Source organism: Corallococcus silvisoli (assembly GCF_009909145.1).
Taxonomy (GTDB): Bacteria; Myxococcota; Myxococcia; order Myxococcales; family Myxococcaceae; genus Corallococcus; species Corallococcus silvisoli.
This window is the reverse complement of sequence record NZ_JAAAPJ010000009.1, coordinates 27739-51152: the sequence shown is the minus strand read 5'-3', so window position 1 is coordinate 51152 and position 23414 is coordinate 27739. Positions and strand designations below refer to the sequence as shown.

Genomic DNA, 23414 nt, shown 5'->3' with positions numbered 1-23414 from the left:
TCATCCGGGGGGCCGGGCTACCCCTGCACGGGCGCGGGCGCGTTCACCGGCGGAGGCGGCTCCACTGGCGGCTTCACGATGAGCTGGCCCAGCGTGGGGCGCTTCGGCTTCTCGAAGGGGGCCAGCTTCACCGGCCGCCCCGTCCGCCCCGACTCCTGCAGCGCCGCGATGACCCGCACGTCCGCCAGACCTTCGATGCCGTTGGGCTCGGGCTCCCGGTCCTCCAGGACGCACTTCGAGAAGTAGATCAGCTCCGGCGCGAACTGGTCGCTGCTCTTGAACGTCCGCCGCTGCGTCTCCCCTCCCACCGTGAGGACATGCTCGATGTCCGAGCCGTAACCGAAGCCGTGCAGCACCAGCAGGTCCCCTTGCGTCCCCACCAGCCGGTAGCTCGACACCGCGGAGGCTTCGTGGCTGATGCCGAAGGTGGCCACCCTCCCCTTCGGGAAGCGCATCATCGCGAACGCGGACGCGTCCACGCCGTGGAACCTCCCGTCCCGGCCGCCGCTCGTGAACGCGAACACCTCACGCGGCTCGTCGCGGAACAGGAAGCGCGCGGCGTTGATGGGATAGGGCCCCTCGTCCAGCAACGCCCCGCCACCCAACTCCACGCTCCTGCGGATGTCGCCCTCGCGCAGCTGCTGCGTCAGCGTCCCCGAGAACAGCAGCGGGTCCCCCAGCTTCCCGGTGCGCACCCACTCGATGGCGTGGAGGTTCGCCTCCTCGAAGTGCAGCCGGTAGGCGATCATCAGCCTCACGTCGTTCTCGTTCGTGACGCGGATCATCGCCTCGCAGTCCTGCACCGACGTGGCCATCGGCTTCTCGCAGAGGACGTGGACTCCCGCGCGCGCGGCGCGCTCCGTGAACGCCCGGTGCAGCGTGTTGGGCAGCGCGATGTAGACCGCGTCCACCTTCGCGTCGCGCAGCACCTGTTCGAAGTTCTCGTAGCCGGCCACCTGCTGGAGGCCGTAGCGGGCCTGGAGCGCATCCCGCTTCGTCTTGTCGGACGAGAGGACCGCCACCAGCTCGGAGTTCTCCGCCGCGTGCTGGAACGCCGGGAGGATGGCCACCTGCGCGAGGTTGCCCGCCCCGACCACCGCGTACCTCACGCGCCTGGATGTCCCCTGTGCCATCATGCACCTCTCCCGTGGAGTGACCCTACGCTGGTGACGCGGCGGGCCACGCCGCAAGCCGCGCCCCTTCCTCCGGTGCGCGGGCCGCATGAAGGGCAGGCAGGCGGGCCCCCACGGCTTTCGCCGAGCCCACCCCCGTCCTATGTCGTCCCCTGTTCGCCCATCCCCGAGGAGCCCATGGCCTTCAAGAAACTGCTCGCCCGCATGGGAATCGGCAGCGCCCGCGTGGACACGCGCCTGGAGCACGACACCGTGCGCGCCGGAGGCGACCTGCGCGGGCTCGTCTTCGTCCAGGGCGGCCACACGCCCCAGCGGATCGACCGCATCGAGCTGCACCTGATGGCGCAGTACCTCCAGCGGGACAATGACCGCCGCAGCGCGCTCAACGCCATCGTGCGCACCTGGCGCATCGCCAACCCCTTCACCCTCCAGCCCCGCGAGGAGCGCGAGCTGCCGTTCTCGCTGCGCGTGCCGGCCCACACCCCCATCACCGAGCGCGGCGCGCCGGTGTGGATCAAGACGGCGCTCGACATCGACAACGCCCTCAACCCCGAGGACAGCGACCGGATCCACGTCCTGCCCCACGCGTTCCTCCAGACCGTGCTCGACGCCGTCCAGCAGCTGGGCTTCCAGTGGAGGAACGCCTGGTGCGAGGCCGGCCCCCCGCTCGGGCGCGACGAGCCCTTCGTGCAGGAGCTGGAGTTCGACGCGGGCCCCGCGTGGCAGGGGCCCCCGCGCACGCTCGCCCTCCTGCCGTTTCCCCAGGAGGACGGCTTGGAGCTGATCCTCGACCTGGACCGCGGCCCCCGGGGCCTGACCTCCCTGCTGGAGGGCATGTCCCCCCAGGACGGCCGGCGCGAGCACCTGCGCCTGTCGTCCACCGAGCTGTCCCAGGGGACGGACGCGGTCGCGGAGCGGCTGGCGGCGCACCTGGGCTCCCGGGCCTGAAAGCCGGAAGGCCCGGCGCCTGAGTACGGCCCTGAACGGACCTGACGTCCCAAGTCCGCCGCCCGGGCGCGGAAGTGGTACAAGCCGCCCTGTGAAAGCTCCCCCGCCTCCCGCTGCCCCTGAAACCCCCACCTTCGACGCCCTCGGGCTCAAGCCCGAACTCGTCGAGGCGCTGACGTCGCTCGGCTACGAAGAGCCCACGCCCATCCAGGCCGCCGCGCTCCCGCCGTTGCTCGCGGAAAAGGACCTGCTCGGCATCGCCGCCACCGGCACCGGCAAGACCGCCGCCTTCTCGCTTCCGCTCCTCCAGCACCTCGTCCCGGGCGCCGCGACGCCCCACAGCACCTCCGCGCTGGTGCTCGTGCCCACGCGCGAGCTGGCCATGCAGGTGTCCGAGGCCATCCACCGCTACGGCCAGAAGCTGGGCGTGAGCGTGCTGCCGCTCTACGGCGGCCAGGAGATCGGCCGGCAGCTGCGCGTGCTCAAGCGCGGCGTGGACGTGGTCGTCGCCACCCCGGGCCGCGCGCTGGATCACCTGCGCCGCAAGACGCTGAAGCTGGACCAGGTGCGCACGGTGGTGCTGGACGAGGCCGACGAGATGCTCGACATGGGCTTCGCGGACGACCTGGAGGCCATCCTCTCCGAGACGCCCGAGGGGCGGCAGACCGCCCTCTTCTCCGCCACCCTGCCCCCGCGCATCGCCAACATCGCGGAGCGCCACCTGAACGAGCCGGTGCGCGTGCGGATCGCGAAGGAGAAGCTGGAGGCCGGGGAGATGCCCCGCGTCCGGCAGACCGCCTACATCGTGCCGCGCGCCTTCAAGATCGCGACGCTGGGCCGGGTGCTGGACCTGGAGTCCCCCGCCGCCGCCATCGTGTTCTGCCGCACGCGCACGGAGGTGGATGAGCTCACCACGTCCCTCAACGGCCGTGGCTGGCGCGCGCACGCCCTGCACGGCGGCATGAGCCAGGAGCAGCGCGACCGGGTCATCAAGCAGTTCAAGTCCCAGGCGGCGGACCTGCTCATCGCCACGGACGTCGCGGCGCGCGGCCTGGACATCCCCCGGCTGACGCACGTGGTGAACTTCGACGTGCCCAACGCGCCGGAGGCCTACGTGCACCGCATCGGGCGCACCGGCCGCGCCGGGCGCGAGGGCGTGGCCATCACCCTGCTGGAGCCCCGCGAGCACCGGCTGCTGCGCAACATCGAGCGGCTCACGGGCCAGCGCATCGAGGTCTCCGCGGTCCCCACCGTGTCGGACCTGCGCGCCCGCCGCATGGAGATGATGCGCTCGTCGCTGCGCGAGGCGCTGGTCGGCGGGGAGCTGGAGGCCTTCCGCGGGGTGGTGGAGGACCTGTCCACCGAGTTCAGCGTCATGGACGTGGCCGCCGCCGCCATCAAGCTCCTCCAGGAGAAGGAGGACGAGGGCAAGGAGGCCACCGAGCAGGACATCCCGCAGGTGCAGGCGCCGACGGAGCGGAAGTTCGCGGCGCGCCCGGAGCGCTCCGGGCCTCCGGGCCGGGCGGGTGACCGTCCCGACCGGGGTGACCGCCCTGCGCGGGCGCCCCGCGCCGACCGGGGGGAGCGCGGAGACACGCGGGCCGCCGCGCGAGCGCCGGAGTGGAACGTCACGCGCCTGTTCATCGGCGCGGGCCGCACCGCGGGCATGCGGCCGGCGGACCTCGTGGGCGCCATCGCTGGCGAGGCGGGGCTCGACTCCTCGCGCATCGGCGCGATCCACATCGCGGACATGTACTCCATCGTGGAGGTGCCGGAGCCGGATGCCGCGCGCATCATCTCCGCGCTGAAGGGCTCCACGCTGCGCGGCCGCAAGGTCACGGTCCGCCGCGACACCCGCGACTGAAGCACCGCCTGCTCACCGGCCCGCGTCCAGGGCCGGTGGGTTCGCCAGGGCTCAGGGCGCGTCCGGATCCATGTCGGGCGCGCGCCCCAGCAGCAGCGGTGACGCGAGCCGGCTCTCCGGGTGCATGCGCAGCAGCGCGTGGATGACGCCGCCCAGCCCCGCCATCAGTCCCGGAGAGAACGCGTCGCGGGCCAGCCCCGCCACCGGTCCGCGGGCCTCCAGTCCGGAGAGCAGCTCCGCGTCCAGCCCTTCCCGGTCGGGCGCCTGGGGATCAGGAGCGACGCGCCGCCCGGTCTCCAGTAGCTCCCACAGTCCCAGGTCGCCATGACACAGGGTGTGGGTCCAGCCGAAGCCCTCACGCAGGCCCGCGCTCCGGGCGCGCTGGAACAGCGACTCGTAGCGCGAGGCCCCGGTGCGCGCGAAGAGGTCCGCCGCCGCCAGTCCAATGCCCGTGCTGCCGTGGCACCAGGTGGTCAGCTGATCCGTGGCGTCCGGGCGCCGCAGGTCCGTCCAGAGGCCGGGCTCCGGCCGGTACAGCCCCTCCACGAAGTCGAAGGCACGCTCGGCCAGGCTCCGCCACCGCCGCCGGTCCGCCGCGGAGCCCGCGGCGCTCAATCCCAGACGCGCCAGCGCCCAGCCGATGCCCACCGCGCCATGCGCGAAGCCGCCAATGGGGTCGGGGAACATCGACGTCGCCCATCGGGCGTCCCCCGTGGCGCTCGACGCGGCGTCCTCCAGCCGCCGGCCCGCGTGCGCCGCGATGTCCAGCCACCGGGACTCGCCCGTCTGATCCACCAGGTTGAGCAGCGGAACGATGGTGCCCGCCACGCCGCCCAGCACCTCCAGCAGGCCGTCGCCGTCGAGCACCTCGCGCGTCAGCGCCGCCGCGCGTGAGCGGGCCCGCTCCAGCGCGCCAGGGACCGTGCCCAGGTCGTGCAGCGTGGACCAGATCCACACCTGGGACGCGAGCCCGGAGAAGCCACCCGGCTGCTTCACGGGGACCCGGTCCTCCGTCGCGCGCAGCACCGCGAGCGTGCCCTCCAGCGTCTGGGCCAGATCCTCCACCGGCTCCGCGCGGCCGTGGTGCACCTCGCGCTGGTATTGGGCCAGGACCACCGCGACGCCGCCCTGGCCGCTGTAGAGCTCCGCGGAGAGCGGCCGCACCGCCCAGCCAAACTCGGCGAGGACCGGGCTGATCCACGTGACCGTCCCGTCGGGTCCGCGCACGGCCGCGTCGCGCACGCGGCGGACCAGCGTGGACAGCAGCGCCCTCCTGCGGGAGTCCAGCTGCTCCCGGCGCGCGGGCGTGGACGGCGCCGGGACGCGCGGCGGCAGGGCCTTCTCATTGAGGTACGCGCTCACCAGCGTGCTCTGGATGGTCATCTCCTCCAGCGCCACGTCCACCGAACGCCAGGCCGCCACGGTGGTGTCGATCAAGCCGCGCGACACCGGCACGGTGAACACGGGGATGTCGCCGGCGCTCAGGTCGGCGATCTCCTCGTCGATGAGGGACACCGCGGAGGGGGCTCCGGGAGAGACCTCGGCGTTGCGGCGCATCACGTCCCGCGCCCGCGCATGGGCCTTGGGCGCGTCGTGCAGCGAAGCCGGGTGCCAGAGCATGCGCATCAGCTCCGCGTAGGTCTGCGTGGGCCGCAGGATCCGCCGCACCACCGCGCCCGCGAACGGCTCCAGCAACGGGCGGAGGTCTCCGTGCGCGTCCAGCGACTTCATCCGCGCGGTGAGCTCGCGAAAGCCCTCGACGACCTGGTCCCAGTGGCGCGCGAGCACGGGCTCGGGGCTGGGGTGGTTGCTCGAAGGGGGGCGGTCCACCCGCGTCATGCCCAGCCGGGCCCCGTCCGTGCCCCCATCCACGATGGTGGGGACGGAGATGCGCGGCTGCTGTCCCGGGAGCGAGCCTGCGGCGGAGATGTCCAGGCCTCCCAGCCCCGGTCCCCCGCTGCGCACCGGCAGCAGCCCGGTCCGCAGGACGGTGCCCCGGATGGCCTTCGCGGCCAGGTCCACCGCCAGCCCGCGCTCCGCCGGAGGCACCGGGGGATCCGGCGTGAAGAGGCTCTCCACGTCCACCACCACGGGCACCGGCCCGTGCGCGATGAGGTTCTCCGAGTGCAGGTCCGTGCCTCCCAGCAGCCGCATCACCGCGAGCCAGTGCCCCAGGTTCCGGTAGAAGCGCGCCAGCTCCGCGGGGCCCTCGCAGTAGCGATGCGACACGAACTCCGCCCAGCCGTAGCTGGAGCGCACGAGCACCTCGGGAACGCGGATCCGCGTGGCCTCCGCGTCCGGCGCGAGCAGCCGCAGGAGCAGCCCCGTCAGCGCGCGGTCCACGCGCACGCACCGGGGCTTGTAGAGCACCGTGCCGTCCTCCAGCTCCACCAGCGCGACCGTCTGTCCGCCCCGGTGGGCATCCCCCTGGCCCAGCCGCAGGCCCTTGAGGGCGCCCCGGGGATGTCCGGGGAGCGTGGCCAGGGCCTCCCGGTCCGCGACGAACCGGTCCGCGAGCCGCAGCACCCCCTGGGTCTGGAGCCGGCCCACGGTGGCGATCCGGTCGAGCAGCGGTGGATAGCGGGCGCGCAGGTGCGCGTGGAAGCCCGAGCTACAGGCCCGGTCGAGGAACTGGGCCCAACGACCCTGCGTGTCCGTGGCGTCGAGCCGGCCCTCCAGCCCCGCCGCGTGCAGCTCCAGCAGCAGCACCCGGTTGAGCTTGAGCTGGGCACTGAAGCCCAGCGCTTCGCGTGCCGCCGCCTCCACCACGTCGCGCTCCGCGGATGAGAGTCCGTCCGTCCGCGACAGCCGCTCCGCCAGCGCGTCCAGGTGCGGCGCCAGCAGGACATTCACGGGGCGCGCGAGCCACCCGGCAGGGGGGACCTCGGCGACCATCGACGCTTCCTCGTGCACCATGTGGGGGCTCCCTGGGGGATGGGGACCGGCGGAAGGGACGCGGGGATGGGCCCTCCGGCACCCGGGGCAGGCGCCGGAGGGGAACTTCAGGCGGACGAGGGGTGTCCGCCGCGGATCAACAACAGAAGACGTGGGCGGAGGCGGTGCAGCTGCTGCAGCCCGTGTCCGCCACCAGGTTGGATTCGGTGAGCGCCTGTTCGGTTCGCGCACCTCCCACGAACACCGGGCCCGCCGGGTTGGTCATTCCCTGGGACTCCTCATCACCGGACAGCCAGCCCTTCACCACATCCTGGACCTCGGGCTTCTTCGTCATGAGCGTTCTCCCTTTGCGGCCAGCCGCGCGTGGCGAGGGGTGCCATCACGCCGGACGCGAGGAACACTTGAACACAGACGTTCTTCGCAATGCCAGACGCAGCAGGACAAAGACAGATTATTCCGGAATGACTTTCATCGCCACGCCATGACTCCAGGCCTGCGCGAATGGGGTGTAAGGGATTGCCACCACGCCCCTGCCCCGTGGGGCGAGTGGGCTGTGGACTGCGCGACAGCCAGCCCTGCGGGCGGAGCCCAGGGTCCCCCTCCCGACCCTCTGTCCGTAGCGAAAGCCCTGGGGCCGACAGCCCGGCTTCGTGTCCGCTCTCTCCTGGTGGGAGGGGACGTTTAGGATGAACGGACGAGGTGAACGTGGAGCGCCCGATTCCCAGAGCGGAAGACCCGCTGATCCTCAACGGCATCGATGGCGTCACGGGCCAGTATCTGGTGCCGCCCATCGCGCTGCCCGCGGCCGCGGAGGTGGCGGAGCCTCGGGCGGAGGCCGAGTACTTCGAGGCCTGGAAGAAGTGGCTCCAGCACCTCCCCATGCGGGTGTCCTTCGGGCTGCCGCCGGACGCACCACCAGAGGACTACACGCAGTCCGGCTGGGGCGTGGTGTTCGCCGCGTCGGTCCCGGAGGCGGTTCGCCGGGGGCTGGAGCCGCTGATCGACCACCGCCGTGGCCGCGCGGAGGCGGATCGGTTCCATGTCCTCACGTACCAGCCGGGAGAGACGGCGCATCAGTTCCTGGAGCGCCACGGCGCGCCCATTGGCGACGTGGAGCCAACGGCCGTGCCCTACTACCTCCTGCTCGTGGGAGGACCGGACGTCATCCCGTTCGACGTGCAGCACTCGCTGTCGCTCTCCTATTCCGTGGGCCGCCTCTCCTTCGACACCCCGGCGGAGTACACGCGATACGCGGAGAGCGTCGTGGCATATGAGACCGGCGCCTCCGTGCCCAACCACCGGCAGGTGGTGGGCTGGGGACCCAAGCACCTGGGGGACCGCTCCACGGAGCTCAGCGCCGACAGCCTCGTCGCCCCGTTGTTCCGGGGCGCTCCCGCGGATCAACCTCCGCAGATCGCGAAGACGGTGGCCGCGAAGCTCCGCTACGCCAGCCGTGACGCGCTCGAGGACGACGCGACCAAGGAGTGGTTGCTCGCCGCGCTCCACGGCCGGGAAGCGCGGCCGGCGGTGCTCTTCACCGCGTCCCACGGCGTCGGGTTCAAGGCGGGTGATCCGCTCCAGCTCCAGCATCAGGGCGCGTTGTTGAGCCAGGACTGGACGGGCTTTGGCGGGATGGCGCCCGCGCACTACGTGGCGGCCTCGGACATCCGGGATGACGCCCGGCTCCACGGGCTCGTGGCCTTCTTCTTCGCGTGCTTCGGCGCGGGCACGCCCGCCCAGGATGAGTTCCCGCTCACGGCCGCCCGGAGTGGCGAGGCCCTGGCCGCCGCGCCCTTCGTCGCGGCCCTGCCCCGCCGGCTGCTGGCCCATCCCAACGGCGGCGCGCTGGCGGTCATCGGACACGTGGAGCGGGCCTGGGGCTTCTCCATCAAGCCGCTCCAGATGGCGCAGACCACGGTGCACCCGTTCCGCAACACGCTGTGGAAGATCATGGCCGGCATGCCCGTGGGGCACGCGCTGCGCGACTTCCGCGACCGGTTCTCCGCCGCGAACAACATCCTGCTGACGCACCTGGATGCCAACACCTCCAATGGCAAGCTGGCCCCCCGCGAACTGCTCCACCGGTGGATCGAGCGCAACGACGCTCGCAACTACGCGGTGCTCGGCGACCCCGCCGTGAGCCTCCGGCACAACGACCTGCAGGCGCTTCCCTGAAAGGAGCATGGACCGATGCGAACGCTCATCCTCAGCGACCTCCACCTCGGCAACGGCGGGCCCTATGACATCTTCGCGGGCGCCGCCGAGCTGCCCGCCCTGCTCGACGCCTCCGCCCAGCCCCCCACCCACGTCGTCCTCAACGGGGACACCTTCGACTTCCTGCTCAACGACGACCCGCTCGCGGTGGACACCCAGCGCGCGGTGGAGCAGGCCCGGGCCCTGGTGACCGCCGCGCCGACGGCGCCGTCGCTGAAGGCGCTGGGGCGGGCCCTGGCCGCGGGGGGGCGGGTGACGATGGTGGTGGGCAACCATGACCTGGAGCTGGCCCTGCCCGACGTGCAGGCCGTGGTGCGCGCGGCGCTGGGGCAACCCGATTCCGTGACCTCCCGGTTGGAGTTCCGGGATGGCACCGCGCCGCTCCAGCTGAGCGTCGGCGGCGCCCGAGTGCTCGTCACCCACGGTGAGCACACCGACGTGACGAACCGCATCGACTACGACGCGCTGCTGTCCTCGGAGCGCGCGAGCCGGTTCCATTACCCACCGGGCTCGGTCCTGGTGAAGACCCTGCTCAATCCGCTCAAGCACCGGCATGGCTTGCGGTTCATGGACCTGCTGAAGCCAGACTTCCAGGGCGCGGTGTTGGTGGGGCTCGGCGTGAAGCCCGAAGCGCTCCGGGTCCTGTTCACGTCCGGGACGCTCACCGTCATCCGGCGCCTGCTGGAGAACCGGGGCCTGGCCCCATCCTTCGCGTTGGAGCCCATGGACGCGGTGGGCCCATCGGACGCGGACGGGCACCTGGCGCGCACGCTCGCGCGGGTGGACCTGAGTGACGATGAAGTCGACGCGCTGCTGTCCGCGCTCGACGCGGAGAACCTGGATGCCTTCGACACGCCAGGGGCTCTGGGCCGCGCCCGGCTGAAGCTGGCCCGGGCGGGCTTCGCGCTCTACGCGCACCTGCACCGCTCGGTCGCGGGAAGCACCGGCTCGGTCTACTTCGGGCTCGAGCCTGGGAAGGACGAGCTCGCGGAGCTGGAGCGGCTGGGCAGGAAATACAGCCCCCAGGCGGTGGTGATGGGCCACACCCACGCGGCCCGCTGGCACGAGGGCCCTGGCCCCGTCTACGCCAACACCGGCACGTGGATCTCGCTCTTGCGGCTTCCCTCCCCGGACGATTCCGACGCGGACTGGGCGGAGTATCTGGCGGAGCTCCAGTCCAACCCCGCGCTGGAGCCAGCGAAGCAGCAGCGGGCCCGGCTGGAGCACCGCTTCACCTGCGTGGAGGTCGTGCCGCGGGCCTCGGCGCCGGGAGCGACGCTGCGGCTGGCGCAGTGGACGGCGCAAGGCCTCCAGACGCTGCGAGCCGCGGAGCTCCCAGCCGGCGGCTGAGCCACACGGCGTGCGCGGTCAGCGCGTCGCGGTGCGGTCGGCCACGGCGGACAGCACGCCGTGCACCACCGCCAGCACGCCAGCACAGGCGACGAGGAATGGCGGCAGGAGCGCCAGTCCCCACCGCTCCGCGATGAAGCCCGCGAGGCTGGGGAGGGCGGCGACGCCCATGGTGGCCGCGCTCACCTGGAAGCCCACCGCGTGTCCGGAGACGTCGGTGCCCACCCGGCGCGGCGTCTCCGACATCAGGCCCGGGAAGATGGGGGCCAGCGCGAACCCCAACACGACCAGCCCCACCACGGGGGGCACGCTGGGGAGCGTGAACAAGAGCGCGCCCACCACCGCGAGCCCGGTGCAGACCCGCAGCATCCGCACGGGCCCCAGCCGCTCCACGATGAAGCCGGACAGGATCCGCCCCACCAGCAAGGCGCCCCAGTAGAGGCTCACGAAGGTGCCGGCCACGGAGGTGTGCAGGCCGCGGCTCTCGGTGAGCACCGTGTAGCTCCACTGACCGGCCGTGACCTCCACGCCGGTGTAGAAGAAGAACGTGGCGATCTGCAGCCAGACACGCGGCCGGCGGACGGCGTCGAGCGCTGAGCCGGTGGGGTGCCCGGCATCCACCTCACCGTCCGCCCTCGCCGGCCCATCCCACTGTCGGCGCGTGAAGAGGAACGTGATCGCGAGCACGCCCAGCGTCGCCCCGATGACGGCATATCCGGACCGCCACCCCGCGCCCCGAGTCAGCAGCGCCGTCATCAGCGCGGGCCCCAGCGCGGCGCCGACGCTGTACGCGGCATGCAGCCAGTTCATGTGCTTGGGCCCGAAGTTCTGGGCCGCGTAGTTGTTGAGCGCGGAGTCGATGGCGCCCGAGCCGAACCCGATGAAGCACGCGGCGAGCAGGAAGAGCGCGAACAGCGGCACGGTCGCGTACCCCGCGAGCCCCAGGGCCACGCTCCCCGTGCTGAGCGCCAGCAGGAGGCCCAGCTTGAGCGCCCGCATCAACCGGCCCGCGAGCAGGCCGGAGAAGAAGTACGCCACCGCCGCCGTGGAGAGGATGGCCCCCATGCCTGTCTGCGGCAGTCCGAAGGTGGCGCGCAGCGAGGGCCATGCGACGCCCAGCACGGCATCCGGAAGCCCCAGGCTGATGAAGGCCAGGTAGGCAAGCACGAGGAGCGCGGGGCGGGGCTTGAGGACGGACGGGGCGGAGGTCACGGGCGCGCAACCTAGACCGCGCTCGGGCATTCCCTCGTGCATTTCGGTGGCATTCCATCTGGCCCTTGACGTTGCCACTGGTGTCAGGCCGTAGGGTCCGTTCCCAGGAGAGCAGGATGAACATCGGAGAACTCGCTCGCCGCACCGGTTGCAGTGCGCGCTCCATCCGCCATTACGACAAGGCAGGGCTCGTCGCCTCGCACCGCCGCGACAACGGCTACCGGGACTTCGGCGAAGACGCGGTGCCCCAGGTGATGCAGGTGGCCCGAATGATCCGCCGGGGCTTCTCGCTGGAGGAGATCGCCACCTTCCCGCCCTGCATGCTCCGTCAGGTCACCGACTCCATCTGCCCGGACGCGCTCGCGGCCCACCGCGAGCGGCTGGCCGAAGTGGACCGGCAGCTCTTCGACCTCGCGCGCCTGCGGGAGCGGCTGCTCGCCGTGCTGGACGCCAACACCTCCCCCGACGAAGGAACACCCCATGAACCGTCGTGACGTGATGAAGACCGCCGTGCTGGGCACGGGCCTGCTGCCCACAGGAGTCGGCCTCGCCGCCACTCCCGCGAACGCCGCGCGCAAGTCCCGGACGTTCCTGCTGGTGCACGGCGCGTGGCACAACGCCCTGCATTGGACGCGCGTCTCGGAGGCACTGTCCGCCCGCGGGCATCAGGTGGTGGCCATCGATCTGCCCGGCCACGGCCTCAACGCGCGCTTCCCCGCGTCCTATCTCACCGGAGACGCGGCGCGCTTCGCCGAGGAACGCTCGCCCCATGCGGAGCTCACGCTGGACGACTGCGCCTCGGCGGTGGTCGCGGCGCTGGAGAAGCTCCAGGGCGGACCGAAGCCCGTGCTCGTGGGCCACAGCGCGGGGGGCACGGTCATCACCCGCGCGGCGGAGATGGCCCCGCACCTCATGGGCCGGCTGGTCTACCTGAGCGCCTACGTCCCGCTGCGCCTCCAGAGCGCCAGCGCCTACGGCGCCCTGCCCGAGGCGCGCACCGGCCACGGCGAGAGCCTCTTCATCGGCGACCCCGCGAAGCTGGGCGCGGTGCGGATCAACCCTCGCGGCGACGCGGCGTACCGGGAGGCGCTGCGAGCGGGCTTCTACCAGGACGTGGACGAAGCGGCCTTCCTGCCCTTCGCGCTCACCCTCACCCCTGACATCCCGCTGTCCCTGTGGATCGGCAAGGTAGGCGCGACGAAGGAGCGTTGGGGACGCGTCCCCCGCAGCTACCTTCGCTGCTCACGGGACCGCGCCCTGGCCCCTGCCCTCCAGGACCTGATGATCCGCGAGGCGGATGCCTTCACGCCGGGCAACACCTTCACCGTGGACACGCTGGAGTCCTCGCACTCGCCGTTCGCGTCCCAGCCCCGGCGACTGGCCGACCTGCTGGACGGCCTGCGCTGACACCCCATCTCAGAAAATGGACAGGCCGGTCAGCGTCGTGAACCGGTCCAAGGCCTCCACGCCCGCCACCGAGTTGCCTCGCGCATCCAGGCCGGGGCTCCACACGCACAGGGCACACCGGTTGGGGATGACGGCGATGATGCCGCCCCCCACGCCGCTCTTGCCCGGCAGGCCCACGCGATAGGCGAACTCGCCCGCCGCGTCATACGTGCCGCAGGTGAGCATCACCGCGTTGACCTGCTTGGCCTGGCTGCGCGTGAGCAGCCGTGAACCATTCGCGAGCTGGCCATGCCGGGCGAGGAAGCCGCAGGCTCGCGCCAGGTCCGCGCAGCTCATCGCCAGCGAGCACTGCCAGAAGTAGTGCTCCAGCACCTCCGGAACCGCGCCCTCCATGTTCCCGTAGCTGGCCATGAAGTGCGCCAGGGCGCGGTTGCGGTGGCCGTGCTCCGCCTCCGACGCGGCGATGACCGGATCGAAGTCCACGGACGGGTTGCCGCTCTCCGCCCGGAGGAAGTCGCGCAGCGTGCCGCGCGCATCCCCGGTGAGGTGTTGCAGCCGGTCGGTGATGACCAGCGCGCCCGCGTTGATGAACGGGTTGCGAGGGATGCCCTGCTCGTACTCCAACTGGACCAGCGAGTTGAACGGGTTGCCAGAGGGCTCCTTGCCCACGCGCCGCCACAGCGCGTCCCCATCCCGCGACAGCGCGAGCGCCAGCGTGAACACCTTGGAGATGCTTTGGATGGAGAAAGGCTCACGCCAGTCGCCGACGCCGTACAGGTCGCCTTCCACCGTCGCGAGCGCCATGCCGAAGCGGCGGGGATCCACCGCCGCCAGCGCCGGGATGTAGGTCGCCACGCGCCCCTGTCCCAGCACCGGGCGCACCGCGTCCCACACGTCCAACAACACCGCCTGGTAGTCCATGCGCCCTCATCCTCGTCTGGAAAGCGGGTTCGGACTTCCAGAAAATCCGCGCCACGGTGTCTGCTGGAGCATGCGCCTCCTTTCGACCACGCTGCTGGCCCTGGCCTTCCTGGGCTCGTTCCCCACCGCCTGCTGCAGCAAGCCCAGCCCGTCCGCGAACTCCTGTCAGTCCCCGGACGACATGCCCACGGACCCGGGCACCGTCCAGGTGACGCAGCTGGGCTCGGGCTCGCTCGACGCCGCGGGCCAGACGTGGCCATACCAGCTCCTGCGGCTGGAGGTGCCCGGTCGGGCGGCCACCTATGCGCAGTGGTTCCCTCCCCGGAAGCCGGGCGTGTCACCCATCGTGGTGCTCACCAGGCCCTACGACGGCATCGCGTGGACCGGCGAGGCCGTGGACGCGAAGTGGGCCGCGCGCGGCAGAGGCCTGCACCCCGATGACAGCGAGCCGCACTTCGGACCGGGCTCGTCGTCCATCGCCTACACGCCCACGACGCCGGAGCTCGTCGCGAGCGAGTCCTTCGTCTACCTCTTCCATGATTTCGGCGTGCTCGCCGTCTTCGGCCGCTTCTACGCGGGAGGCGACCTCCAGAACGACCGCGACGACATGAACGCGGGCATGCGCTTCCTCGCCCAGGCCCCGAACGTGGACACCACGCGCATCGGCATCTTCGGGGGCTCCTGGGGTGGCTACGAAGCGCTCTATGCCGCGGCGGACGCACCCGCGACGGTGGTGCCCAGCGTGGGCGTCGCCCTCTCGCCCTTGTCCGACTTCGCGCAGGAGGTGGACTACGTGAGCCGCGTCGTTCCCTCGCGCGTGAGCGACGCTGCGCTGCGGTCGCGCTACCAGCAGTTCTTCGAGCCCTACTTCCGCCGCATCTACGCCACCACCGGAGGCGACCCGCTGTCGTCCGGTACGGACTACACGCGCTGGACGGCCGCCCACCTGGCCGCGACGGTCCAGACGCCCTTCCTCATCCTCCACGACGACTGGGACACCCTCATCCCCGTGGAGCACACGCGCGCCCTGGTCTCCCAGGCGCCCCATCGCTTCACGCCGATGTACTTCCAGAACACGGCCGCGGTGGACTGGAACACGCTGCCGCCGGACCACGGGCCCCTGCTCTCCACGCACGGCAACGTCATCATCACGCTGAGCCTGGGACACCTCCTCGTGAAGCTGGGAGGCGCGGAGCAACCCCTCTACATCCCCTACGGGGCGGGCACCGTGGGCGCGTGGCTTCGGGGTGTGCGCGCCAGCCAGGAGCAGGACCGCGACGTGAGCGACGTGGCGCCACGCCTGCTGGAGCTCACCGACCCGCGCGTGCAGATGCTGGAGGCCACGCAGGGGACGCTCCAGCCGGGCGCCGCCTTCGTCGCGGAGCAGGTCAACGCCGTCTGGGGCACGTCCTTCACCGCCGCCACCGTCCGGACGGCGCTCGAGTCCGGACTGCCCACGCCGTGATCAGCGCACGCCCGCGCGCTTCGCCAGCTCCTGGGCGAGCGCGCGCAGCTCCTCCGCGCCAGAGGCGTTCGGGCTCACGTCGAAGACCACCTCGTAGCCCAGCCCCGCCTGGTTGATGGACTCCGAGCGCGGGATGCGCGTGCGCAGCACCGGCACCGTCACCTCCTTCAGCGCCTCCTCCATCGCCTCGTTGGTGGCGGGCGTGCGCCGGTCCCAGAGGTTCACCGCGGCCACCAGCTGGCCGCCGTCCTCGCGCACCTCGCGCCACGCCGTCTCGATCTCGCCCAGGCCCTGCAGCGCGAACGCGCCCGTGGGCACCGGCGCCACCACCACGTCCGCGAAGCACAGCACGGCCTCCGTGAACGCGCCGATGCTCGGCGGCGTGTCCACGATGATGACGTCGGGAGTCCACGACAGCGTCTTCAGCGCGCGCGGAATCGCCTGCAGCCGGTGGCCCCAGCCGAACAGCTCGCGCTCCAACGCCGCCATGCGCGGCGCCCCCGGCGCGATGAACAGCCCCGGCCGCTTGGGCGACGCCACCACCACCTCGTCCAGCTTGTGCTTCGGTCGGGCCCCGAAGGCGTCCGCCACGCACGGGCCCTCGCGCGACTCCAGGCCCAGCACCAGCGATGCGTGCGCCTGCGGATCCAGGTCCAGCAGCAACACCCGCCGGCCCGCGTCCGCCAGCGCCGCGGCCACGTGCGAGCACAGGGTGGTCTTCCCGACGCCACCCTTGATGGTACAGAACGCGATCGTCGGCATGGCCCTGGGGTCTACCAGGATTCCGTCGCCCCGAGGACCGCCCCGGAATGGACCGCCCGCCCGATCCAGAGCGCCCCGAAACGGAGCGGTCCGTCCTTCCCCGCCCCACCCCACTCCAGTGATTCCAACCCCTTGGCGCTGGCACTCCACGTGCTGTGTCCCCCTCACGTCAGGGCGCCTCCAGCGGGTGCCGGAGCATCAGGAGAGTCACCATGGAAGTCCGGTTCTTCGGGGTTCGAGGCAGCATCGCGGTGTCGGGCTCGCGCATCGGCGGCAACACGGCGTGCGTGGAGGTGACGAGCCAGGGTGAGCGGTTGATCCTCGACGCGGGCACGGGCATCCGCACGCTGGGCGAGGTGATGCTGCGCGAGGGCGCGCCGCGGAAGGCGACGATGTTCTTCTCACACCTGCACTGGGATCACGTGCAGGGCTTCCCCTTCTTCACGCCCGCCTACCTGCCCACGACGTCGCTGACGCTGTACGGCCCGGGTGCCAACGGCGCGCAGGCGTTGGAGTCCACGCTGTCGCAGCAGATGCGCCCGCCGCAGTTCCCGGTGCCCCTGTCCACCATGCGCTCGAAGATGGCCTTTGGCGCCGCGGTGCACGGCCGCACGGTGGAGGTGGGCCCCTTCAAGGTGACGCCCATCGACGTGCCGCACCCGGACGGGTGCATGGCCTACCGCGTGGAGGCGGACGGCCACTCGTTCGTGTACGCGACGGACGTGGAGCTGCCGGAGCGCCTCACGGCGGACGTGGCCCACCACTTCGAGGGCGCGGACGCGCTGTGCCTGGACGCGCAGTACACCCCGGACGAGTACGAGGGGAAGACGGGCCTGTCCAAGAAGGGCTGGGGCCATTCGACGATGATGGACGCGGCCAAGGTCGCCCGTGACCTGAACGCCGGGCGGCTCTTCCTCTTCCACCATGATCCGTCCCACGCGGACGAGCTGCTGGAGGACATGGCGCAGCAGGCGCGCGGCCTGTTCCCCTTCACCGACCCCGCGCGCGAGGGCCAGCGCATGCTCCTGGGCCGCGCGGCGGGCGCATGAGCCTGCCGAGCCAGGAGCCCTGCGCTACACTGCCACGCGCGTCCTTCACGCTGCCGCCGCTGCCCGCCGCCATGCCCTCGTCCCCGCCGGATGTGTCGTCCCAGGTCCTGCTCCCCCTTGGCGGCCTCGTCGGGCGCGAGGTGGACCTGGACGCCTTCCTCCAGGCGCTCGTGGACCGCATCGCCATCACGCTCCAGGCGGACCGCGGCACGCTGTGGCTGTTGGATCCGGTGCGCCGCGAGCTCTTCAGCCGCGCCGCGCACCTGCCGGAGGTCGCGCAGATCCGCGTGAAGCTGGGCCAGGGCGTGGCGGGCTACGTGGCGGAGGCCGGGGAGCCCGTGCACGTGCCGGATCCGCGCGGCGAGCGGCGCTTCTTCGCGGACATCGACCGGATGACGGGCTACCGCACCATCAGCCTGGCCGCGGTGCCGCTGCGCGACGCGGCGGGCGCCGTGTACGGGGTGCTCCAGGTCCTCAACCGCCTGGGCGGCGGTCCCTTCACGGAGGACGACACCCGGAAGCTCACCGACATCGCGGCCCAGGTCAGCACCGCGCTCCAGACGACCAGCCTCTACCAGGAGCTGCAGCGCGCCAAGGATCAGCCGCAGGCCCCGGTGGGCTACTTCTTCAACCGCATCATCGGTGAAGCCCCGCCGCTCAAGGCCCTCTACCGCCTGGTGCAGAAGGCCGCGCCCACGGACGCGACGGTGCTGCTGCGCGGGGAGAGCGGCTGCGGCAAGGAGCTGTTCGCGCGCGCCATCCACGTCAACGGCCCCCGGCGCGACAAGCCCTTCGTGAAGGTGGACTGCGCGGCGCTGCCCGCCGCCCTCATCGAGAACGAGCTGTTCGGCCATGAGAAGGGCGCGTTCACCGGCGCGGACCACCGCGTGCCCGGCAAGTTCGAGGCGGCCGACGGCGGCACCGTCTTCATCGACGAGCTGGGGGAGCTGCCCCAGGCGGTGCAGGGCAAGCTGTTGCGCGTGCTCCAGGATCGCGAGTTCGAGCGCGTGGGCGGCACCCAGGCCGTCAAGGTGGACGTGCGCATCGTCGCGGCCACCCACCGCGACCTGCCGCGCATGGTGGCGGAGGGCCGGTTCCGCGAGGACCTCTACTACCGCATCAAGGTCGTGGAGCTCCTGCTGCCCCCGCTGCGCGAGCGCGGCGCGGAGGACATCGAACGGCTCGCGCGCCACTTCGTCGCCACCGCCGCGAAGCGCCACCGGTTGCCCCCGCCCCGCCTCAGCGCCTCGGCCCTCACGCGGCTCATGCGCTACCGCTGGCCCGGCAACGTGCGCGAGCTGGAGAACTGCATCGAGAGCGCCGTCGTGCTCTGCGAAGGCGAGATCCTGGAGGAACACCTCCCCCTGCCCTCCCTGGACCGCGCGCTGTCCCCCGCGCCGTCCGTGCAGGAGCCCGCCCCCGCGCCGGAAGCCCCGCTCCTGCTCCCGCTGGCGGAAGTGGAGCGCCGCCACATCTTGCGTGTGCTGGAGGCGGTGAAGGGCAACCGCACCGCGGCGGCGCGGACGCTGGAGATCGGCCGCAACACGCTGGCCCGGAAGCTCAAGGAGTACGGCCTGGCGGACGAGGGCTGACCCCCGTCTCGCTCTCCGTGGCGGGGCCTCCTGCCCCCACGAGCGGCCGAGGAAGCGGAGTCCCGGCTGGGGGTGCCCTCCAGTGTCCCGGGGGGGCACCTATTCACAGGGCCGTTGTGCGAACCGCGAGGGCCGGACACCGGGAGGCGAACCCCCTCCCCCGGTTTCCCCCGTGCAGGACGTGCCCCTTGGGAAAGGAGCACGTCATGGCCGATATCCTGGATGTCCCAGCGAGCAGGCACCCCACCGCGCAGCCGGAGACACACACAGGTCACATCATCGTCATCTCCGTGGTGGCCGCGCTCGGTGGCTTCCTCTTCGGCTTCGATACGTCCGTCATCAACGGCACGGTCGGAGCACTCCAGACGCAATTCGCGGCGAGCAGCCTGGCGCTGGGGCTCGCGGTATCGTCCGCGCTCATCGGCTCCGCGGCCGGCGCGTTCCTGGCGGGCCACGTCGCGGACCGGTACGGCCGCAAGCGCACGATGCTCATCGCCTCCGGCCTGTTCACCATCAGCGCCATCGGCTCCGGGTTCGCGTTCTCCCTGTGGGACCTGAGCTTCTGGCGGCTGGTGGGCGGGCTGGGCGTCGGCGCCGCCAGCGTCGTGGCGCCCGCGTACATCGCGGAGATCGCTCCGGCGCACCTGCGCGGACGGCTCGCGTCGCTGCAACAACTGGCCATCGTGGTGGGCATCTTCATGGCCCTGCTCGGGGACTTCGCCATCGCGAGATCCGCGGGCTCCGCCTCCAACCCCGGCTGGCTCGGCATGACCGCGTGGCGGTGGATGTTCTTCAGCGGTCTGCCTCCCGCGATCCTCTACGGCGTGGGCTCGCTCTTCATCCCGGAGTCCCCCCGCTATCTCGTGGCCAAGGGGCGTGAGCAGGAGGCGCTCGGCGTCCTTCGCGGCATCGAGGGAGACACCGCGCCGTCCAAGGTCGTGGAGATCCGCAACTCGCTGCGCACCAACTACACCCCGCACATGGCGGACCTGAAGGGCGGCCGCTTTGGCTTCCTGCCCATCGTATGGATTGGCATCGTGCTCGCGATGCTTCAACAGTTCGTGGGCATCAACGTCATCTTCTACTACTCCAGCGTCCTCTGGCAGGCGGTGGGCTTCTCCGAGCAGAACTCGCTGGCCATCACCGTCATCACCAGCGTCACCAACATCCTCACCACGCTCGTCGCCATCGCGTTCGTGGACAAGATCGGCCGGAAGCCGCTGCTCATCATCGGCTCCGTCGGCATGGCGCTGACGCTGGGGCTCCTGGCGTACCTGTTCGGCACCGCCCCCCTGGACGCCGCGGGCAAGCCGGTGCTCCAGGGCGCGGCGGGCACCACGGCGCTCATCGCGGCCAACCTCTACGTCGTCTTCTTCGGCTTCTCGTGGGGCCCCGTCGTCTGGGTGCTGTTGGGGGAGATGTTCCCCAACCGCATCCGCGCGCTCGCGCTCTCCATCGCGGCCATGGCGCAGTGGCTGGCCAACTTCCTGGTCTCCGCGACCTTCCCGTCGCTCAAGGCCCTCGGGTTGGGCTGGGCCTACGGCCTGTATGCCGCGGCGGCCGTCTTCTCCATCTTCTTCGCCGCTCGGTACATCAAGGAGACCAAGGGTCGGGAGCTGGAACAGATGTAGCCCGGCGAGGCAGGGTCACACCTGAGAGCCCGTACACCTGTACGGGCTTTCTCCATTTACACGCGCCGACTGGGTTGGAAAACACCTGATCCATTTGACACCCGGGGTCAGGGCCTTCCAGCATCTGCTTCATGCTGAAACATTCCCCCGCTCGGACTCGACTGGCGAGCATCGTGCTCGCTTCCTTCCTCCTCGCCCTGACTGCCTGCTCCGGCACCGACGATCCACCTCCTGATGGCGGCGTCACGCCCGGTACGGATGGCAGCGTCATCGAAACCGACGGTGGGACGGATGGGGGCAGTGACACCCTGCCCGACGGCGGCCCGTACGATCCGGGCCCCGCCGTCTGTGGCGACGGCAAGCACCAGAAGGGTGAGGCGTGCGACGACGGCAACACCACGTCCGGCGACGGCTGCAAGGCGAACTGCCTGGAGGTCGAGGCCGGCTATGCCTGCCCGACGCCCGGCCAGGCGTGCGTGAAGACGGCGGCCTGCGGCAACGGCCTGCTCGAGGCTGGCGAGATCTGTGACGACCGCAACACGGTCTCCGGCGACGGCTGCTCGGCGGACTGCAAGACCGTGGAGTCGGGTTGGACGTGCCCCCTCCAGGGCCAGCGCTGCAAGGCAGCGCAGTGCGGTGACGGCATCATCGCGGGTGAAGAGGAGTGCGAGGACGGCAACGCCACCAAGGGCGACGGTTGCAGCGACACCTGCCGCCTGGAGCAGGGCTACAAGTGCGACGTGCTGGGCCAGCCGTGCACCAAGACGGTCTGCGGTGACGGCAAGAAGGAAGGCACCGAGCAGTGCGACGACGGCAACCACGACATGGGCGACGGCTGCTCGCCGCTGTGCGTGCTGGAGCCCAAGTGCGTGAACGGCACCTGCGAGGCCCGCTGCGGCGACGGCGTCATCCTCCCGGGTGACACCACCGAGGAGTGCGACGACGGCAACCTGCGCGCCAACGACGGCTGCTCGCCGACGTGCAAGCTGGAGCCGGGCTTCGCTTGTGTTCGCATCACCGAGTCTCCTCCTGACGTGGTGGAGATCCCCGTCGTCTATCGCGACTTCTGCGGCATGGGCGGCGGACAGGGCTGCAGCGCTCCCGCGACCCGTCACCCTGACTTCGAGGATGCCAACGGCGCGGAGCAGGGGATCGTGGGCGCGAAGTACGGGCCGCTTGGCTCGGATGGCAAGCCCATCTACGCCAAGGGCGCCACCGGCAACGGCGGAGTCACCCATGGCAAGACGGCCTTCGACCAGTGGTATCGCGACACGCCGAACGTCAACGTCACGGAGGTCAGCACCCTGAAGCTCAGCAAGCAGGGCAATGGCTCCTACCTGTTCAACAACCAGACCTTCTTCCCGCTCGACAACGGCGGCTGGGTGAAGCTGGGCAAGGAGAACAAGCTCAACGACGGCAGCGGCGTCCCGCGCAACTTCAGCTTCACCAGCGAGACGCGCTACTGGTTTGAGTTCAAGGGCACCGAGGAGCTGACGTTCCTGGGTGACGACGACGTGTGGGTGTTCATCAACGGCAAGCTCGCCCTGGACCTGGGTGGCGTGCACGGCGCCACGTCCGGCACGGTCTCGCTGGCGAATGGGCCCACCGTCACGGGCCTGGGTCTGGTGAAGGGCAAGATCTACGAGGTCGTCGTGTTCCAGGCGGAGCGCCACACGTCCGCGTCCTCGTACAAGCTGACCCTGAACAACTTCGAGACGCAGCGCACCGAGTGCAAGTCCACCTGCGGTAACGGCACCCTCGATGCGGGTGAGCAGTGCGACCAGGGCAACAACAACGGCCCCGGCTACGGCAAGTGCAGCCTGACCTGCATCTGGAACGCCCGCTGCGGCGACGGCATCATCCAGGCCGACGATGGCGAGGAGTGCGACGACGGCAACACCACCGCGCGCGACGGCTGCAGCCCCACCTGCCGCGTCGAGATCGGCTGATGCCGTTCGCCCCGGCGCCTTCCCGGGCCGGGGCCCCCCGTCCGGACCTCACAGGGTCCGGGCGAGCATGACCCCGGCGGCCAGGGACAACACCCCGGCCGCCGCGAAGTGCCTCCAGGCCCGGCGGGACAACTCCCCGCCGGTGCCCGCGGCCTCTTCCCCCAGCACCACCAGCGCCGGACGCCCCCCGCGCCCGCGCAGCTCGTAGGTCCCGTCGAGGAAGCCCCGCCGCAGCTCCCCCACCACCAGACACGCCTCACCGGGCGCGCCCACGCGCTCCCAGGACAGCGCCTGTCCGGGAGCACCCAGCAGCTCCGCCCGAGTGAGCGCGGGCACCATCACGCACCGGCGGACCTCCACCGGCGCCAGGAGCGCGGAGGGCACAAAGCCCACCGCCGCCCGCGTCCGCTCTCCCCTCAGCAGCAGCATCGGCGCGTACGCGCGCTCCCGCGACAGGAGCGGGCCCTTCTGGCCTTGCTTTCCCACCGCGTGCACCGCCGCGTCGTAGAAGGCGCAAGGCACGCCGCCCGGCGATGTCAGCGTCTCCAGGCACTCCAGCCGGCCCCGGTACACCCCGAAGCCCGGAGGCCGCCCCGCGCGAAGGGCCTCCACCGCCTCATCCAGGGACCGCGGCGCGGCGCCACGCAAGGTGTCCGCCCGCAGACGCACCCGTGCCCCCAGGGCCGACGCGCCCGCGGCGAGCACCAGCAGCCCCCCACCCACCGCCTTCACGAGCACGTCCGGCGACACGGGAACCAGCGGTGCTCCGCGCATCCACGGGACGAAGAGCACGAGCCCCAGGGCCAGGGCCCCGAAGCCCCCCAGCAACCCGCGCGGCCGGGAGCCAGCTGGCGCGCGCCCCAGGGTGAACGTCGCCCAGAGCAGCAGGGCCAGCCCCACCCCGCAGAGCGGCAGCAGCAGGACGCGTCCCAGGTCCATGTCCATCTCCCCCACCCGCGCGCCGGGCGGCCCCGCGACGGCGGAGCCCGGCGGGAGCAAGGTGGGAACGCACGGGCGGAGCG

The 23414-nt window shown here is 71.6% G+C and carries 18 protein-coding genes; 11 read left to right on the top strand and 7 right to left on the bottom strand.

The window, feature by feature from the left end; translation table 11 throughout:
- Nucleotides 1–17: 17 nt before the first annotated feature.
- Nucleotides 18–1109 carry a Gfo/Idh/MocA family protein gene (locus tag GTY96_RS19000; protein ID WP_255442526.1) on the bottom strand — a complete coding sequence of 364 codons (1092 nt, stop codon included), beginning with the start codon at nt 1107–1109 and terminating at the stop codon, nt 18–20.
- 201 nt (nt 1110–1310) lie between these two features.
- Between GTY96_RS19000 and GTY96_RS18995 the strand changes: the two genes are divergently transcribed.
- On the top strand, nt 1311–2081 hold the full coding sequence (locus GTY96_RS18995; RefSeq protein WP_143904702.1) for a sporulation protein: 771 nt from the start codon (nt 1311–1313) through the stop codon (nt 2079–2081).
- Between the two features lie 91 nt (nt 2082–2172).
- Nucleotides 2173–3945 (top strand): DEAD/DEAH box helicase, encoded by a 1773-nt coding sequence (locus tag GTY96_RS18990; protein WP_161665453.1) that lies wholly within the window; start codon nt 2173–2175, stop codon nt 3943–3945.
- A 51-nt stretch (nt 3946–3996) separates the two neighbouring features.
- Here the strand turns inward: GTY96_RS18990 and GTY96_RS18985 are convergent, their stop codons facing one another.
- Nucleotides 3997–6861, bottom strand: coding sequence for a type 2 lanthipeptide synthetase LanM family protein (locus GTY96_RS18985; protein WP_161665452.1), 2865 nt, complete (start codon nt 6859–6861; stop codon nt 3997–3999).
- Between the two features lie 115 nt (nt 6862–6976).
- Nucleotides 6977–7174, bottom strand: coding sequence for a DUF6229 family protein (locus GTY96_RS18980; protein ID WP_143904705.1), 198 nt, complete (start codon nt 7172–7174; stop codon nt 6977–6979).
- 371 nt (nt 7175–7545) lie between these two features.
- Between GTY96_RS18980 and GTY96_RS18975 the strand changes: the two genes are divergently transcribed.
- Together GTY96_RS18975 and GTY96_RS18970 are read left to right on the top strand one after the other, a co-directional pair.
- The gene (locus GTY96_RS18975) at nt 7546–9015 is read left to right on the top strand and encodes a hypothetical protein (RefSeq protein ID WP_161665451.1); all 1470 of its coding nucleotides are present in this window, start codon (nt 7546–7548) and stop codon (nt 9013–9015) included.
- A 15-nt stretch (nt 9016–9030) separates the two neighbouring features.
- The gene (locus GTY96_RS18970) at nt 9031–10404 is read left to right on the top strand and encodes a metallophosphoesterase (protein ID WP_161665450.1); all 1374 of its coding nucleotides are present in this window, start codon (nt 9031–9033) and stop codon (nt 10402–10404) included.
- Nucleotides 10405–10422: 18 nt separating this feature from the next.
- Here the strand turns inward: GTY96_RS18970 and GTY96_RS18965 are convergent, their stop codons facing one another.
- Nucleotides 10423–11616 carry an MFS transporter gene (locus tag GTY96_RS18965; protein WP_328700940.1) on the bottom strand — a complete coding sequence of 398 codons (1194 nt, stop codon included), beginning with the start codon at nt 11614–11616 and terminating at the stop codon, nt 10423–10425.
- A gap of 116 nt (nt 11617–11732) precedes the next feature.
- Between GTY96_RS18965 and GTY96_RS18960 the strand changes: the two genes are divergently transcribed.
- On the top strand, nt 11733–12110 hold the full coding sequence (locus GTY96_RS18960) for a MerR family transcriptional regulator (protein WP_161665449.1): 378 nt from the start codon (nt 11733–11735) through the stop codon (nt 12108–12110).
- Nucleotides 12097–13023 carry an alpha/beta fold hydrolase gene (locus tag GTY96_RS18955; RefSeq protein ID WP_161665448.1) on the top strand — a complete coding sequence of 309 codons (927 nt, stop codon included), beginning with the start codon at nt 12097–12099 and terminating at the stop codon, nt 13021–13023. Before GTY96_RS18960 ends, GTY96_RS18955 begins: the two co-directional genes overlap by 14 nt.
- Nucleotides 13024–13032: 9 nt before the next feature.
- Here the strand turns inward: GTY96_RS18955 and GTY96_RS18950 are convergent, their stop codons facing one another.
- Entirely contained in the window at nt 13033–13944 is a 912-nt protein-coding gene (locus GTY96_RS18950; RefSeq protein ID WP_161665447.1) for a glutaminase, read from the bottom strand.
- A gap of 70 nt (nt 13945–14014) precedes the next feature.
- On the opposite strand from GTY96_RS18950, the gene GTY96_RS18945 reads away from it, so the two are divergent.
- On the top strand, nt 14015–15409 hold the full coding sequence (locus GTY96_RS18945) for an alpha/beta hydrolase family protein (protein ID WP_161665446.1): 1395 nt from the start codon (nt 14015–14017) through the stop codon (nt 15407–15409).
- Here GTY96_RS18945 and GTY96_RS18940 read toward each other — a convergent pair whose 3' ends face one another.
- Entirely contained in the window at nt 15410–16171 is a 762-nt protein-coding gene (locus GTY96_RS18940) for a ParA family protein (protein WP_161665445.1), read from the bottom strand.
- A gap of 212 nt (nt 16172–16383) precedes the next feature.
- On the opposite strand from GTY96_RS18940, the gene GTY96_RS18935 reads away from it, so the two are divergent.
- The 4 genes from GTY96_RS18935 (at nt 16384) to GTY96_RS18920 (ending at nt 22392) form a co-directional block, all read left to right on the top strand.
- A complete protein-coding gene (locus GTY96_RS18935; RefSeq protein ID WP_143904713.1) occupies nt 16384–17220 on the top strand; it encodes an MBL fold metallo-hydrolase in 837 nt (278 codons plus the stop codon).
- Nucleotides 17217–18812, top strand: coding sequence for a sigma-54-dependent Fis family transcriptional regulator (locus GTY96_RS18930; protein WP_161665444.1), 1596 nt, complete (start codon nt 17217–17219; stop codon nt 18810–18812). The genes GTY96_RS18935 and GTY96_RS18930 overlap by 4 nt, the downstream gene beginning before the upstream one ends.
- Before the next feature lie 206 nt (nt 18813–19018).
- Complete coding sequence (locus GTY96_RS18925; protein WP_161665443.1) at nt 19019–20443, top strand: sugar porter family MFS transporter; 1425 nt, start codon at nt 19019–19021, stop codon at nt 20441–20443.
- A gap of 131 nt (nt 20444–20574) precedes the next feature.
- On the top strand, nt 20575–22392 hold the full coding sequence (locus GTY96_RS18920; RefSeq protein ID WP_143904716.1) for a DUF4215 domain-containing protein: 1818 nt from the start codon (nt 20575–20577) through the stop codon (nt 22390–22392).
- A gap of 48 nt (nt 22393–22440) precedes the next feature.
- Here the strand turns inward: GTY96_RS18920 and GTY96_RS18915 are convergent, their stop codons facing one another.
- Nucleotides 22441–23331: a hypothetical protein gene (locus GTY96_RS18915; protein WP_161665442.1), complete on the bottom strand. Its 891-nt coding sequence runs from the start codon at nt 23329–23331 to the stop codon at nt 22441–22443.
- Nucleotides 23332–23414 lie beyond the last annotated feature (83 nt).

What these genes read in the sequence shown, in the direction of transcription:
- GTY96_RS18995 (WP_143904702.1), top strand. Translation starts at nt 1,311, where the DNA reads ATGGCCTTCAAGAAACTGCTCGCCCGCATGGGAATCGGCAGCGCCCGC.
- GTY96_RS18985 (WP_161665452.1), bottom strand. Translation starts at nt 6,861, where the DNA reads ATGGTGCACGAGGAAGCGTCGATGGTCGCCGAGGTCCCCCCTGCCGGG.
- GTY96_RS18980 (WP_143904705.1), bottom strand. Translation starts at nt 7,174, where the DNA reads ATGACGAAGAAGCCCGAGGTCCAGGATGTGGTGAAGGGCTGGCTGTCC.
- GTY96_RS18970 (WP_161665450.1), top strand. Translation starts at nt 9,031, where the DNA reads ATGCGAACGCTCATCCTCAGCGACCTCCACCTCGGCAACGGCGGGCCC.
- GTY96_RS18960 (WP_161665449.1), top strand. Translation starts at nt 11,733, where the DNA reads ATGAACATCGGAGAACTCGCTCGCCGCACCGGTTGCAGTGCGCGCTCC.
- GTY96_RS18955 (WP_161665448.1), top strand. Translation starts at nt 12,097, where the DNA reads ATGAACCGTCGTGACGTGATGAAGACCGCCGTGCTGGGCACGGGCCTG.
- GTY96_RS18950 (WP_161665447.1), bottom strand. Translation starts at nt 13,944, where the DNA reads ATGGACTACCAGGCGGTGTTGTTGGACGTGTGGGACGCGGTGCGCCCG.
- GTY96_RS18945 (WP_161665446.1), top strand. Translation starts at nt 14,015, where the DNA reads ATGCGCCTCCTTTCGACCACGCTGCTGGCCCTGGCCTTCCTGGGCTCG.
- GTY96_RS18940 (WP_161665445.1), bottom strand. Translation starts at nt 16,171, where the DNA reads ATGCCGACGATCGCGTTCTGTACCATCAAGGGTGGCGTCGGGAAGACC.
- GTY96_RS18935 (WP_143904713.1), top strand. Translation starts at nt 16,384, where the DNA reads ATGGAAGTCCGGTTCTTCGGGGTTCGAGGCAGCATCGCGGTGTCGGGC.
- GTY96_RS18930 (WP_161665444.1), top strand. Translation starts at nt 17,217, where the DNA reads ATGAGCCTGCCGAGCCAGGAGCCCTGCGCTACACTGCCACGCGCGTCC.
- GTY96_RS18925 (WP_161665443.1), top strand. Translation starts at nt 19,019, where the DNA reads ATGGCCGATATCCTGGATGTCCCAGCGAGCAGGCACCCCACCGCGCAG.
- GTY96_RS18920 (WP_143904716.1), top strand. Translation starts at nt 20,575, where the DNA reads ATGCTGAAACATTCCCCCGCTCGGACTCGACTGGCGAGCATCGTGCTC.
- GTY96_RS18915 (WP_161665442.1), bottom strand. Translation starts at nt 23,331, where the DNA reads ATGGACCTGGGACGCGTCCTGCTGCTGCCGCTCTGCGGGGTGGGGCTG.